We start from the raw sequence: 14273 nt of genomic DNA on the forward strand, positions 1-14273 counted from the left end.
GATAGGCAAGAGGAGAGAGAAATGGATCAACATCAACAAGTGGAAGACTTATTAAGCGAGTGGTATAAAGCTGCTTTTACCATATTGGATGTCCGACATGTGTGTATGAAGCCACAGGAGGCGCTGCGTAATTACCGTTTACCGGCGAACAGCTTTCTGTTTGCTTGCCGTGGAGCTGCATTCGTGGAGCTTGATGGTGAGCCGTACATTACGAACAATTTCCAGCTGCTTCATGGCGCAAAGGGCAGTTCACTGGAAATTATGGCTTCGGAAGATCTATTCGTCTATTATCTGATCCTATATAAGTCAGCGGGGAGCGGGAGTGCGTTCCAACAGCAGTTTGGTTATGAGCCGGGTGATCCGCTTTCCATGTATGCAAAAGTGGAGCTTCTCGACAAGCAGTGGCAAGAATCAGGTATGCTTGCTAGATTACAGGCCAAATCAATCTTCTTAGACTTTGTGACCGAGTTGCTAAAGCAGCTTCAGGAGCAGAATGTGCCGCTATCCAGTCATGTCGGAAAGGTCCTTCGCTACATACACGAACATTATGCAGAGCCGATTACGCTGAGTCATCTGGCAGAGCTGCTGGCCTGCAGCCAAAGGCATTTGACCCGCTTGTTCAAGCAGCAGACCGGCTTCAGTCCGATCGACTATTTGGTAACCTATCGAATGGAAAAGGCTAAGAAGCTGTTGTCCCGTACCGATGCTTCCTTACAGCAAATAGCAGCGAGTGTAGGCTATCCGGATGTATACTTTTTCAGCCGAATGTTCAAGAGAAACACAGGCCAGTCACCTATTCGATTCAAAGAAGAAGTAAAGCGGAGCAAGCTGAGTCCAAATAGTCCATTAAAGCAGTCCAGATATCCTATTGCCGCAAGACGCCGCGGTAGACATACTGGCAATGAGAATAATGATCATTATCAATATGTAGGCGTAGGAGGATATCCAATGAAAAAAGGTACAAAACATGCAACTGCTCTAATACTACTGCTTGGCTTGACGTTGCTTGTGTCCGCATGTGGAGGCACGAACAATTCCAATACGGGAAGCGGAAATAACGCAGCAGCAAATGTCAACTCAACACAACAAGAGCAGGCGACTGAGCGCGTCTTGAGAGACGGACTTGGTCATGAGGTGAAAGTACCGGCTAGTCCGCAGCGGGTCCTGGCAACTTATCTGGAAGATCATCTGATCATACTTGGTGTTATGCCGGTTGCTCAATGGTCGGTAGGAGAAGGTAATGTACAGCAGTATCTCCAGGATAAGCTGAAAGACATCCCAACTATTCCTTCTGAGCTTCCGTTCGAGACAGTGATGAGCTTCAAACCGGACCTGATTATAATGGACAATGCTGAGATGGTAGAAGGCGATAAGTACGACAAGTATTCTGCAATTGCACCAACTTTTACAGTCGGGAACGGCAAAAATAATGACTGGCGTCAGGAATTGCTGACTGTCGGTGACGTCTTGAATAAGCGAGAAGAGGCTGAGAAGGCGCTGGCGGATTATGAGCGGAAGGCGAAGGATGCAAAAGAGAAACTGCAGCTAGCTGTGAGCACAAAGTCTGCAGCAGCTCTCTGGGTAACGGCAAAGAGTGTCTATGTCGTTAATCAGAACTTATCCAGCGGCGACGTCCTGTATAATGACCTCGGCTTTACGGTTCCAGCAGTCGTTCAGGAAATTTCCGCTTTATCCGAGTCGAACTGGAGCACTCTTTCACTGGAGAAGCTCGCGGAGCTTGGAGCGGACTATCTCTTTATCGTGAACACAAGAGGTGTATCCAAGGAAGAGTTATTAAAGGATCCGATCTGGGCAGCTATCCCTGCTGTCAAAGCCGGACAAGTATATGAGTTCGACAACAGCAGCAGCTGGTTGTATACCGGTGCGATTGCGAATGGGCAAATGATCGACGATGTGTTGGAGAGCATTATAAAATAATGTAATTGCAAATCAGCCTCAAGGCGCGACTTTCGCGACTTGAGGTTGTTCATTTGAAGGTGGAAAATGTTAGATTCCCTGTTCATATAGAAGATGATATCATTGACTATATTCAAGAAGGAGGAGATGACTTGCCTTCATTTTTTTCCCGGAATGGCACAGAAGAGTTTATACCCTACACCTCTGCACACACAGTTATGCTTACCGCTCTAGTTGTTTCCTCGCTTCTATTATATTTCTTCCGATCGGGAGTCCGTAACCACAATCTTGTCAGAACGATAATCAAGTACAGTATACTCCTGGGTCTCTTGGTTCCACAGATTGTCATCTATTATTGGTATGCTGTTCAAGGTTTATGGAACGTAAAATACACGCTTCCGCTCGAGCTCTGTGGTATATCACAATTTCTTGCCATTATTATGCTGTTTACACTGAGTAGATTGCTGTATCAGATCGTATTCTTCGCGGGCATTGGTGGCGCGATTCAAGCGATGTTTACGCCAGATTTAGATTATCCTTTTCCGCATTTTCGATTTTTTCACTTCTTCATTGTACATATTGCAATTATCCTTGCCCCTCTCTATATGACGTGGATCGAAAACTTTCATCCGACCTGGAAGTCCATTTGGATTACAATGATCTTTCTGAACATTCTTCTTGTAGTTGTTGGTGGTACTGATTATTGGCTGGACGCCAATTACATGTTCCTTATGCATAAGCCAGAAGGAGCCTCTCTATTAGATTTGTTAGGTCCATACCCTTATTATTTGGCAGTAGAAGAAGTTATTGCATTTGTAATATTCACGATAATGTACCTGCCCTTTATCCGGTGGAGAAGACGACAGGAGTTATAACGAAGATGTTGGCAGACTTGGAGGAATGGGGAATGTCTTTTATTAAAGGAATAGAATTATGCCGTCGATTTCATATGGAAATCGTTGAACCTGTAATGAAGGACCATTATTCTTTCTTGTCGTACTCATCGGCTCTAATTGGTCCCGGCAGCGAAGTGCTTGGATATGATACGGAAATGTCGACTGATCACGATTGGGTGCCGCGGGTGTATCTTTTCCTTAACGAACAAGATATCCGGTATTCTAATCAAATATTTTCAACACTCCATGAGCAATCACCGGAAAGGTTCTACGGCTTCCCTGTTGATATAAAGAAGAGTGTAATTACAACAATGTCGAGGTTCATCGAAGGTTACCTTGGTATAAACAAAGATGAACGAATAGAACCAGTAGATTGGTTAACGTTTCCTGCGCAGTCACTTCTCGAAATTACACAGGGGGAAGTATTTAGGGACGACAATGGTCAACTTTACACCTTACGCAAACAATTCGAATATTACCCCCACGATATTTGGTTGTATCTTATGGCATCAAATTGGCAGCGAATCGGTCAAGAAGAACATCTGATGCTTCGCTCGGGTTTTATAGGTGACGAACTTGGATCAGCTATTATCGCCTCACGCCTTGTCCGTGATATTATGAATCTCTGTTTTCTCATGGAGCGGCAATATGCACCATACCCAAAATGGTTTGGTACGGCATTCAAACATTTGAAATGTGCAGATCAAATCATGCCTCATCTTTGGATTGCTCAAACGGCAGCTACATGGAGAGAACGCGAGCATGCTTTGAACAAAGCTTACAAGTATCTATCAAATATGCACAACGCACTAGGACTCACTGAAAAGATTCCTGATGAGGTTTCAACCTTTTATGATCGTCCCTTTAAGGTTATGCATGGTGAAGCAATTGCTAGCCTTATCGCAAATCAGATTGTGGAATTAGACATTCAACAGTTATCTGTAAAACGTCTAATTGGTAACATAGACCAGATTACAGACAGCACGGATTTTAGAAAAATGAATCAGTGGTCTGACGGAGAATGCGCTAGAAAAGCTTTTAAAAATATATTTAAACCTAGTGTGAACTAAAATAGATCAATAGAGGTGAGGGTATGGATATTTATCGTTTTGATAATCAGGTAGGAAAACAAATCTCTGCTTATGGCAGTGTAAATCTGATTATGTCTAAAATAGCTCAAACTGCAGGCAATTTTCATGTTGGATGTATGCATTTATCCGATGATGGGATTGTTGGGGGACATGTTGCTACAATAGAACAGCTCTTTCTAGTTATGAGCGGGAACGTAGAAGTTCGTTCAGCTACTGATGAGCCCTGGACTAAATTATGCCAAGGGGAAGCCGTATTTTGGAGACAAGGGGATTGGCACGAAACGAGAACAACCCTAGGGGCTATGGCACTGGTAATAGAGTGTGAAGGGCTTGATCCTAATGGAATGGTTTTGAAATCTGAATTGAACGAGACAATATAACTTAATAAACAAGCGGTAGTCGGTCAGTAATGGCAGGCTACCTTTTTTCACAATAAGAGATAGTTTAGTTGTATAGTATCTGGGATATGCAACATTAATGTGGTATGATTTCCCTTATTCTATTATTGAGAGGGATCCCCATGCTAAAGCAGATTTTGATAGTATGTATATGCACTTTCATTATTCACTTTTCAGAAACACTAACTTACTCATTGCGTTTGGCTGGTGTTCGTTTAGGGAAATTAGCTGTTGCCATATCTTTAACCGGAATTATTGTATTGATCTCAAGAACTGCGAATATGCTTCAAGCACCACTTACGGGAAAAATTGTTGATGTATCAAAGCACTCACCAGGCGACTTAGTCATGCAGTTTCGTTTGGTACTTGCATATGCCTCCTTCGGTACACTTGCTGCAATAATATTGTTTCCATCAGCAGTTTTTTTGTCAAAGAGAATTATAACTAACTTAGAGCTCAATGGTTCACTACCTCAATTATTTATATCCTCAGTTTCTATACGGAAAGTAAAGAATGTCCGTTTCCATTTACGAGTTCCAAGGATGGAAATGCTATCTCGTCTACGTATAGGAGGCATTCCTAAAAGACTATTTTTATTAAATATCCTTGTTACGGCTATTTATACAGTTGGAGTACTAGCAGCATTGCTGGCAGCAACTTATAGCACGGGGTCTTCAATTGCAGCATCACAGTCATCAGGACTAATTAATGGTATGGCTACAATTCTTCTAACCATATTAATAGATCCTCAAATTGGACTGCTCACCGATAAAGTACTAAAAGGAGAAAAAGAAATTGCTGCCTTAAACAAAGTATTTGGACTTTTAATGATTTCACGTTTACTAGGGACAATTTTGGCACAGTTAATTTTGGTTCCATCTGCTCATTGGATTAATTGGATGGTTCAGTATATATAACTTCGTGGCAAGTGTTTAAACAAATATTTCAATTACCAATTAATCTCCCTGCAAACTAGCTTTCGTTTGGCTTATAGTGATTACAGGTTTATTTTCACTTGTTTAAGGAGCCAAATTGATGGGGAAAGCTAATTTGTTCTTAGAGTATATTGAAAACTCATATGATAATCATCCGAGAGTAATCACTATCTTATCTGATGACATTATTGTTGCAGATCAAATAGATATAGCTGAAAATATGAATTTTTCTTTAACAGGAACAACTATTGAAGTTGTCATTGAGAGCATTGTAAATAAAGGTATGAAGTATCGCCTATTTTACTACTTGATCACTATTCTGGAAGCGATATTTAGTGGTTATGGTTCAGAGAGTATTTTCAGAACAAAGGAAAAGTATGTGTTGAAGCTAAAACTTACAGGACAAGAAGCGAACATATCTGTAAAGTTCGATGACATCAATACTAAAAATCCATTCTCTATTCGAAAGTCGAGTAATGTGGAAGTAGTCAGCTGTGGCAAAGCAAAAAAATAAATAGTAGGAAAGAGTGGTTTTGAAATGGAATGCCCTTGGTGCAACAAAGAAGTGGAGATTGTAAAAGGAAGATGTCCAAACTGCCGGAATAAACTGTATGAGGTCACAGAAGAGGATTTTACATCGGATCTTCATAATGAAACTACCTCTAATACGGAAGAATTAAGCGTTATTGAAGTTATTGAAGATAATTTCAAGTGTTCGAAATGTAACGGGAATGATTGTACTGTCAAAGAAATCGCAATGACTGGTGCGGGTTTGAGTAAGTTGCTTGATATCCAGCACAATCATTATTTGTTCGTTTCATGTATGAATTGTGGCTCTGTGGAGATCTATGACCCGAATGTCCTAGAAGGACAGAAGGTAGGGAAATTGGGATCCATAATAGATGTTTTGTTTGGGAGTTAATATACTAATGTCTCTTATTTAGTACATCCATCAGGGGATTTTTAGTACATAAGGAGAAGTAATATTGAGTAAAAAAGTCAGTATGTTCATTATCATCTTGCTAGCTATTACTTTGAGCTATTATTTCATTATGTCCTACACACCAAAAAATACAGTTATTAAAGTTTTAGATGCTTCAATAAAGGGAGAATCGATTCAGTCATTAGACCTGAGCAATATTGTTACATTAAAATCATTCTGGTCTAGCGTTAATGAAACAAAAGGATTTGAATATTCAATAAAAAGAATAGAAGCTGGATGGAATGAGAGAGTTTTTTTAGTTTACATAGAAAGATATAATTATGATCAAGAGAATAGATTGACCAGTATAATTCACGGAGCCCTTACTTTTCAATTGTCTCGATCTTTAAATAAATGGTCGATTAATGATATTAAAGTTATCAATGATTTGACCGTAACTTGATACAGTTCTTATTGAATGAATTGGGGGGCAATAGATGGGGAAGCAAGCATTAGAGCTGTATAAGGAATTTATTGATGATCTGGTAGAACTTCGTCAAAGTGAGTATCCTCGATGGATAACGGGGATTGGCTTGCCGAAAACGGTAGAGAATGAGAAGATCAATAAAGTCTTGAGTGAATTGACGAGAGAACAAAAAGAAGTAGTAGCACTACTTGCCGAATCAGCTCGAAACAGCGGGATTCATGATGTACTTGTCTACCTTACGGATCAGATCAATCTTGAAGGGCTCGAAATCGTTAAGAACGGCATCAAGATGGCGATTGAACCATTTGACTCCGGTATGCATTATGACTGGGTATGCCGAGGAGAAGGAGATTCCTGGCCGAATCAGAATAGTTGACAAACCAGTTGCTTAAATGGATGAAACAAAGTGCGTCAATATTCGTTATATAGAATAAATTAAGTTACGGAGGTGTTCTAATGGATCTATTGAAAGGCATTGGAAAGCTGGCTGGTGATGTTACAGGCAGAGTACTTGGAGGTACTGTGCGTGTTGCTGGGGAACTTGTTCACAGCGATTACATTAAAGAGATCGGCAATGATGTGGAAAGAGTGACGGCAAAGACAGGTGAACTAGCAGGCCAAGCAGCAAGCGGTGTATGGGATGTTGGCGCCGGTATAATTACGGCGGATAAGCAGCAGGCGAAGACGGGAATTGATGATCTTGGAGATGCGGTCACGACTACTGTTAGAGGTGCTGGCCAAGGAATCGAATACGTGGTCGAAAGCGGAAAAGATGTTGTGGCAGGCATTAAGGAAAAAGATAAGCAGCTGATTAAAGACGGCGCCAAGAAACTTGGTAAAGCAGCTGCAGTATCCATTATTGCTGTCGGTGTAATCGACATAGTTGATGGTCCGGACGGAATGGATACGTCAGAGACAACCTAATAACCTAATGAAAACATCAAAATGGCAGCTGACGGCTGCCGTTTTTTTTATCGGATGTATCTTAACTAGTACCGGAATTCGGTGTCTCGTTTTGGCAACTCAAGCATCACTTGATAGTCAATCAGGTAAGTAATAGATAAACTAATAGTATTCTGATAAAGAGGTGATAATTGTGTTTGATATGTCAAAAGTAGGTCGGAATATTGCTGATTTTAGGAAAAGGTCTGGGATGTCTCAAATGAGTCTGGCTGACCGACTTAGCATCAGTTACCAAGCTGTGAGTAATTGGGAAAGAGGCGATACGATGCCTGATATTTCTAAACTTCCTCAACTAGCGCATATTTTTGACGTTAGCATCGATGAGATACTTGATGAAAGTAAGGGAACACAACTGTTGAAAAACCTGTTAAATGATACAACCCAGGATTATTTACAGAAGCAAGAGATATCGCTAAAAGACATTTCTGCAATTGCACCTCTGCTTAGTAGCGAACAAGTTCAAGAGATAATAGAACACGCACAGGCTAATATGAACATAGGCAATCTAATGTTTGTAGCCCCTTATGTCAGCGAGGAATTCATGAATCAGCTCGTAAAACAGGTTGTTGGAATAGAAAGCATTGGAGCAGCTGAACTGTTGGCAATTGCTCCTTATATAAGCAAGGATGTGTTAGATGAGTGTGCAACGAAACTCTTTCAATTGGGAGGTAACGGCGCTGCTGAACTGGCAGCCATCGCCCCATACATAAGTCAGGATGTGATAGACGTTTGCTCACAAAAAATTTTTAATGCTGAAAATGGTGGTGCAGCCGAACTGCTGGCGATCTCCTCATTTATGAGTAAGCCTGCCATTGACGCATGTGCTAAAGAAATTATTGAACGAGGAGGGAAAGGGAAACTTATTTTTATAGCCTCGGTCATGAGTAAGAATGCAATCGACGAAGTACAAAAAATGAGTATGTTAGAAGAACACTAAAAACAGAAAAAGCAGCCAATAATGAACGGCATCCCTTTTGTTAGTCGTGAGAAATAACTCGGATGCAGTACACATTAATCGGCTGCTTTTTTTGATGTCGTATCATAAGAACATTACCTCATTCAACACGGTATCTTCTTCATTTAGGCTTTCCAAGCCGTAATTACAACATTACCCATCACTTTGGAGAAGTTGCTCATCAGGCGTTCGTTTTTCATCATCATGGCAACTACATCTGGTTTCGTGAATAGCTCGTGATCGATTACCCGTAAAGGGTCGTTATCGCTCACCAGTTGTTTCATTTGTGAAAAATGAGACACGGAGGACTTATGAAAACTTGATTTGCCCATCAGCTTCATCCATTCTGAAACGGTTCGCAGATGTTGAAGTCCGTAAAACGATTGGAGTTTTTTCTTTTGCACCGTGGTTAATTGTATGGCAAATGCCAGCTCGCGATCGTATAGGACTCCTTTTGGCTTCAGCACACGCCAGTATTCGCGTATAGCGGAGCTTCCTTGGGTAAAAGCCGTAACCGATTCCGTAAAAACGGCATCAAACGTCTCATCCGGAAAAGGCATGGAAGCGGCATCCGCTTGTACGATGCGGACAGGAAATTCGCTTATCTTTGCACGGTAAATCGCTTTTTGAATCATATCTTCATTCCGATCTATTGCTGTCACGTTGCACCCTAAGCTGGCTAAATAACACGCAGTCCGGCCTGTTCCGCATCCCACCTCCAGCACTTTTGTGCCGCGCGGAAAGCCGATTTGCCCGATTAATTCTTTGGTTGCTTGGAAACCTCCGGGATGAGCACTTCCTTCGCCGAGCCGGGCTAATAATGTATGATAATCCAACGCCTTCTCACCTCTTCCGATATTCTATGCATACTCTTTGTTATGACTGCACCCATTCTTCACTGCTTTTTGTATGCTTGCGCCGTCATCTTTCTATCTCTCTTTTTTCCAAATAGTAGACAATCGTACAAACCTTATAGCCGTTTTTTTCATATTCTAAGATATACAAGCATCAAGTTAGGAGGAATGAGGTTATGCAGGAAGTTTATCCGGTGAGCCATAAGACGATCTATCCGTACATTGGACGGAGGGTCAGTGCGATCACATATGACGGAAGTCATTTTATCGGAACAATTAAGGGAATAAAAGACGGTAAGTTAATGCTGGAGGACTGTATTTTTGATAAGAAGCCTGTAACTCTGTCGTCCGTTCGGAAAGGAAAGCAATCAAAAAAACAAATTCGTTCCAAGCATAAAGCTAGACTGTCCAGTTATTATGACGGTTACGGTGGAGGCTATGACGGTTATGGTGGAGGCTATGACGGTTATGGTGGAGGTTATGGCGGTTACGGTGGAGGTTGTGGCGGATTCGGCGGCGATTGCTTCTTTTTCCCATTAGCAATCTTTGCATCGCTTTTCATTTTGCCTTTCTTCTTTATTTAATGGCGTTGACACGATTACAAATTGTGAAAAGAGGAATCGCTATTGGCATCCAGGAAACCTCCTAAAAAAAGAGCAACTGAGGGAAGAGTTCATGCGGTCAAAAAAGCTAAACGTTTGGTTGGGCAGCCCGTTTGTGTATTGTTATATGATGGCAGCTGTTATGTCGGAACGATTCATGCCATTCATGACCATAAACTAATCCTTTCTGAATCCAGAAACTGTGGGAGCGTGAATCTTTCTGATCGTTCCAAGACACCTGAAGTCCAAGTATCGGGACTGCTCGATACCTTGATAGGGGGAATTGGCGCGCTCACTTCTTTTGGTTCAATGGCATCCGGCTTATTCAAGCCAATGTTTTCCGGCCCATCAGTTCAATCTGAGGCGGGAATTCTAACAAATGAAAGTGATTCGGAAGGTAAATCTGCAGGGCCTGGGGCGGTAGGTGGAGAACAGCAGAATGGGTTTTTCGGATCTGTTAAACAAATGCTGCCGAAAGTCCAAGTCGGCCTTAATATGGTGAAGACGATTATGCCTCTAATGAATATGTTCAAAATTTGACGTTTTAATGAAAAAGAGATGGTGCCACTGCGACACCATCCTTACATATGATGAATCAAGCAATCCCAAAATTGCTCTACTCCTGCGGAATCGCACTTTCATCCATAAAGCCGATTTCCCATTGATGACCGTCTAGGTCTAGGAAGCTTCTCTGATACATGAAGCCGAGATCTTGTGTGTCGTTTGCAATATTGCCACCTGCATCAATCGCGCTGTTAACTAACTTGTCCACTTTTTCACGGCTCTCGACCATTAATGCAATTAAGACTTCAGTCGTTTTGGATGCGTCAGAAATCTCTTTCTTGATGAAGGTCTTGAAATACTCTTCAACTAACAACATGGAGTAAATGTTTTCCCCGATGACCATACAAGTTGCATTGTCATCAGTGAAGTTCGGGTTGAATTCAAAGCCTACTTTGGTGAAAAATTCCACAGATTTCTTCAGGTCTTTTACTGGTAGATTAACAAACATACTTTTGGCTGTTTCTGCCATTCTGATCACCTCACGTATACAGTAGCATTATGATAAATTGGATGTCAAACTATGATCTATACACCAAAAAACGAAGGTAGGGTCAAAGGCAGGATGTCCATTTTAAAGGAATAGAACAAAAGTTATATGAAGACCAACTCAGGTGAGTCATTATGCACTTTCCTATGTTGGTAAGAACGATGTAAAATATAGGTTGATGTAACCGTTTTCGTTTATAAATGATAGAAATGAGGTCTGAATAGGTATGTTGGGAATCTCTGTTATGACTTTCAATTTGCGATATCCAGAAATCAATGACGGTTCCGATTAATTGCCGGAACGAATTGACCGGGCGACTACCGTTATTAAAAAACATCAACCTATGCTAATCGGCACTCAGGAAGGTTATCACTCGATGCTCAAAGATTTGGAGACTCGTTTGAATGAATACGATTGGGTCGGGCGAGGTAGATTTGGAGAACATGAGAATGAGCACAATGCTATTTTTTATAACCGCGACGAACTAACACTAGAAGATAACGGGCAGTTTTGGCTGTCAGAAACACCTGAGGTGGAAGCTTCGATTAGCTGGAATAGTGCGTTTCCGAGAATCTGCACGTGGGCACGTTTCTTTCATCGGAAGTCCAATAAATCATTCTATCTTTACAACACCCATCTGGACCATCATAGCCAAGAAGCGAAAGATCATGGAGTCCAGATAATTAGGGAATATATAGCTAAACAGCGCGCTTTGGATGGACTTCCGGCTTTGCTTACAGGAGATTTTAATTCGTATCCTGGTGAATTCCCGATTCGTTTATTACGTGGCGAGATTGAGGTTAACGACAAGAAAAATGATTTGACAGACGCATACTCCTTAATCAATGGGAATCCCGGTCTGACGTTCCATAGCTTTAAAGGGGGAGATTCGGGAGAGCCGATCGACTTTATTTTTGCTTCTGCGGAATGCGAAATCTTGTCGGTGCTGATCGATCGTTGCCAAATAAACGGAGGATATCCATCGGACCATTATCCGGTTGTGGCGAAAGTCCAATTCTAGTAGATCAACAGTTACATAATAGCGATAACTTAGAAGAGGCCATCCCGCAATATGGGATGGCCTAAAACTTTAAAGCTGACAAGAGTTATTTCTTAACCACAGGTACCCAAAATTCGCCGTAGAAAGTGCCATTGCTGTTATCTTTGCGATAGGTCGCATTTGGACCGCCGATGTAAGCATAGTCAGCAATTGTGGACAAGACTTCGCCAAAAGCAAGGTACGTCAACTGATCAAACAAAGTTTCCTTGTCGCCATTTCCTGCGACCACGATGTACTCGCTCTCTGGAAACTCGATCATGCGTGTTGCGTCAGACACTAACTTTCCAGCTTCTACTGCGAAATAATTCCACGGCTTGCCTTGATAAACCTCGTTCACTGACCATTCACGATCATCTTTTGCAGCGTCTTTGAGCTTAGCAAATCGTCCATCAGCCTTGAGTCTGCCCCAAAACTCGGATTTTTCCTTTTGCAAAGCTGTCATGTCTTGAAAATTGGACTGGATTGAAAATCCATATGCTGTCAATGTGAATGATTTTTTGTGTTCAATTGTGTATTCTGCCATATGAGCTCCTTTCAAATTTTACAAAGATTAGGCCTCGACTTTTTTTACACGCAACCACATTTCGCCGTAGAATTCATCGTTTTCAGCTGCTTTGACGAAAGTTGAGTTGCCAGGACCTACGTATTTGTAGTCTGTAATTTCTTGCAGCATGCCGCCGAAAACTTTGCCTGTGATTGCATCAGCAAGGCTGTCTTTGTCAGAGCCTGTGCCAGGCACAACGAGGTAGTCGCCAGCGAGGAATTCGAGGACGACCGCGTCTTCCACATTGAAATCACCCATCACGCCGAAGCCGCGCCAAGCCTTGCCATCGATCACATAATTGATTTGATATTGTTGCCCGTCAGCCAGAGCGAGAAGTTCAGCAAGCTTGCCATTTTCAGTGATTTCAGCTTTTTTCGCTGCCGTTTTTGCTGCATTGCCTGCCCAGTCGTTGAAGTCCTCAAATGATACACCAAAAGCAGTCATTTTGTAGTTTTCTGAGATCGTTTTGATTGAGTAGTTAGACATTTTATTATCTCCTTTGTGTGTTTACTTTTACAAGATTGATTCTATTTGCCGAATGTATCAAAAAGTGATACTTTTTTGATACAATAAAATTATGAAAAAAACAGAACGAGTAAACCTAATTATGCGCTACATCAATAACCGCGCACATTTTACGATTGCCGAGATTCAGCGGGAGTTCAAGATTTCCCGCGCGACGGCGATCCGCGACATTAATGAGATTCAAGCGATGGGTTTTCCAATGACGACCGAGCTGGGGCGTGGTGGAGGCTACAATGTCCTGCAAAATCAGTATTTGCCCGCAGCACGGTTCACCCCAGATGAGCTTAAGGCGATTTTTATCAGTTTTATCGCCTCTAAAAATTCACAGCTTCCTTATTTGCAAAATCGCCGCTCTATCACTGAAAAACTCATCGGCATTGCATCGCAAACGCAACAAGATGAGCTAATCGAGCTGAATAATATCTTGCTGTTTGAAAATACAAATCCGGCTAATCCGAATCTGTTGGAGCTCGATGATGCAGCGCCTGCGGAACTAAACCAGTTAATTTCGCTTGCGGTGCGAGATAAGCATCTACGCGTGACGTATGAACCAAGTCCTGGCTGGCCGCAGTTGCTTGACGTTTTGTTGCTGCATATTTTTAACTCGAACGCTCAGTGGCTAGTCGAGGTTTATGATTTTGATACGGATGAGTTTCGTTATTTACCTGTTGATTTGCTGCGGGATTCAGCAATTTCTGAGCATGTGCTGAAGTACTCTGAGCAAGAGATTATAAGCAAAAAAAGGATGGGAGCACGTCAATCCAATCTTGTTATGAAGCTCGATACGACTGGGATTCAACGCTTTAAACGTATGCACCCGCCGGGGATTATTTTGTCCTTTACTGGAATGTTTCAATCGAGTGGGGTTTTTAATGTTCAGTTGGATGTGACCGATGTTGAGGTGCTGGCTTATTACGCGGATTGGCTTTTGTTTTTGGGAAAAGGGGTCGTGTTTGAGCGTATTCCTGAGGAGCTTCGCTTGATCCTCGAGGATCGTTTGACCAACTTAAAATTTTCTTGAGTGTAACAATAACCACTGCGTGGATGAAACTGGTAATAGTGCAACAGTTGTT

19 protein-coding genes are annotated in these 14273 nt (G+C 41.9%); 15 read left to right on the forward strand and 4 right to left on the reverse strand.

The features are described 5' to 3' along the window. Window positions 1–21: 21 nt before the first annotated feature. From AC0YNT_RS07710 to AC0YNT_RS07760, 11 genes are all read left to right on the forward strand, one after another. On the forward strand, window positions 22–1938 hold the full coding sequence (locus AC0YNT_RS07710; protein WP_475804030.1) for an iron-hydroxamate ABC transporter substrate-binding protein: 1917 nt from the start codon (window positions 22–24) through the stop codon (window positions 1936–1938). A 131-nt stretch (window positions 1939–2069) separates the two neighbouring features. Continuing rightward, window positions 2070–2792, forward strand: a complete 723-nt coding sequence (locus AC0YNT_RS07715) for a YwaF family protein (protein WP_475804031.1) — start codon at window positions 2070–2072, stop codon at window positions 2790–2792. A gap of 5 nt (window positions 2793–2797) precedes the next feature. Continuing rightward, complete coding sequence (locus AC0YNT_RS07720) at window positions 2798–3883, forward strand: DUF4037 domain-containing protein (protein WP_475804032.1); 1086 nt, start codon at window positions 2798–2800, stop codon at window positions 3881–3883. A gap of 23 nt (window positions 3884–3906) precedes the next feature. Next, a complete protein-coding gene (locus AC0YNT_RS07725; protein ID WP_475804033.1) occupies window positions 3907–4284 on the forward strand; it encodes a cupin domain-containing protein in 378 nt (125 codons plus the stop codon). Between the two features lie 140 nt (window positions 4285–4424). Then, a complete protein-coding gene (locus AC0YNT_RS07730; RefSeq protein ID WP_475804034.1) occupies window positions 4425–5219 on the forward strand; it encodes a lipid II flippase Amj family protein in 795 nt (264 codons plus the stop codon). A 118-nt stretch (window positions 5220–5337) separates the two neighbouring features. Beyond that, window positions 5338–5751: a hypothetical protein gene (locus tag AC0YNT_RS07735; protein WP_475804035.1), complete on the forward strand. Its 414-nt coding sequence runs from the start codon at window positions 5338–5340 to the stop codon at window positions 5749–5751. A 24-nt stretch (window positions 5752–5775) separates the two neighbouring features. Beyond that, entirely contained in the window at window positions 5776–6159 is a 384-nt protein-coding gene (locus AC0YNT_RS07740) for a zinc ribbon domain-containing protein (RefSeq protein WP_475804036.1), read from the forward strand. A 64-nt stretch (window positions 6160–6223) separates the two neighbouring features. Beyond that, entirely contained in the window at window positions 6224–6622 is a 399-nt protein-coding gene (locus AC0YNT_RS07745; protein ID WP_475804037.1) for a hypothetical protein, read from the forward strand. A 34-nt stretch (window positions 6623–6656) separates the two neighbouring features. Next, window positions 6657–7022, forward strand: coding sequence for a DUF6547 family protein (locus AC0YNT_RS07750; RefSeq protein ID WP_475804038.1), 366 nt, complete (start codon window positions 6657–6659; stop codon window positions 7020–7022). Window positions 7023–7102: 80 nt separating this feature from the next. Beyond that, window positions 7103–7570: a hypothetical protein gene (locus AC0YNT_RS07755; protein WP_475804039.1), complete on the forward strand. Its 468-nt coding sequence runs from the start codon at window positions 7103–7105 to the stop codon at window positions 7568–7570. 181 nt (window positions 7571–7751) lie between these two features. Beyond that, window positions 7752–8546, forward strand: coding sequence for a helix-turn-helix domain-containing protein (locus AC0YNT_RS07760; RefSeq protein ID WP_475804093.1), 795 nt, complete (start codon window positions 7752–7754; stop codon window positions 8544–8546). Window positions 8547–8689: 143 nt separating this feature from the next. Here the strand turns inward: AC0YNT_RS07760 and AC0YNT_RS07765 are convergent, their stop codons facing one another. Continuing rightward, window positions 8690–9400: a class I SAM-dependent methyltransferase gene (locus AC0YNT_RS07765; RefSeq protein WP_475804040.1), complete on the reverse strand. Its 711-nt coding sequence runs from the start codon at window positions 9398–9400 to the stop codon at window positions 8690–8692. 194 nt (window positions 9401–9594) lie between these two features. Here AC0YNT_RS07765 and AC0YNT_RS07770 point away from each other — a divergent pair, with 194 nt between their 5' ends. Both AC0YNT_RS07770 and AC0YNT_RS07775 read left to right on the forward strand, forming a co-directional pair. Further along, a complete protein-coding gene (locus tag AC0YNT_RS07770; RefSeq protein WP_475804041.1) occupies window positions 9595–10002 on the forward strand; it encodes an LSm family protein in 408 nt (135 codons plus the stop codon). 42 nt (window positions 10003–10044) lie between these two features. Next, window positions 10045–10560 carry a hypothetical protein gene (locus tag AC0YNT_RS07775; protein WP_475804042.1) on the forward strand — a complete coding sequence of 172 codons (516 nt, stop codon included), beginning with the start codon at window positions 10045–10047 and terminating at the stop codon, window positions 10558–10560. Window positions 10561–10636: 76 nt separating this feature from the next. Here the strand turns inward: AC0YNT_RS07775 and AC0YNT_RS07780 are convergent, their stop codons facing one another. Next, the gene (locus tag AC0YNT_RS07780) at window positions 10637–11053 is read right to left on the reverse strand and encodes a VOC family protein (RefSeq protein ID WP_475804043.1); all 417 of its coding nucleotides are present in this window, start codon (window positions 11051–11053) and stop codon (window positions 10637–10639) included. A gap of 310 nt (window positions 11054–11363) precedes the next feature. On the opposite strand from AC0YNT_RS07780, the gene AC0YNT_RS07785 reads away from it, so the two are divergent. Next, complete coding sequence (locus AC0YNT_RS07785; protein ID WP_475804044.1) at window positions 11364–12092, forward strand: endonuclease/exonuclease/phosphatase family protein; 729 nt, start codon at window positions 11364–11366, stop codon at window positions 12090–12092. 85 nt (window positions 12093–12177) lie between these two features. Here the strand turns inward: AC0YNT_RS07785 and AC0YNT_RS07790 are convergent, their stop codons facing one another. Continuing rightward, window positions 12178–12654 (reverse strand): GyrI-like domain-containing protein, encoded by a 477-nt coding sequence (locus AC0YNT_RS07790; RefSeq protein ID WP_475804045.1) that lies wholly within the window; start codon window positions 12652–12654, stop codon window positions 12178–12180. 27 nt (window positions 12655–12681) lie between these two features. Further along, on the reverse strand, window positions 12682–13161 hold the full coding sequence (locus AC0YNT_RS07795; RefSeq protein ID WP_475804046.1) for a hypothetical protein: 480 nt from the start codon (window positions 13159–13161) through the stop codon (window positions 12682–12684). A gap of 91 nt (window positions 13162–13252) precedes the next feature. On the opposite strand from AC0YNT_RS07795, the gene AC0YNT_RS07800 reads away from it, so the two are divergent. Beyond that, window positions 13253–14221, forward strand: coding sequence for a helix-turn-helix transcriptional regulator (locus AC0YNT_RS07800; protein ID WP_475804047.1), 969 nt, complete (start codon window positions 13253–13255; stop codon window positions 14219–14221). Window positions 14222–14273 lie beyond the last annotated feature (52 nt).

This window comes from Paenibacillus sp. J22R56 (assembly GCF_056269375.1).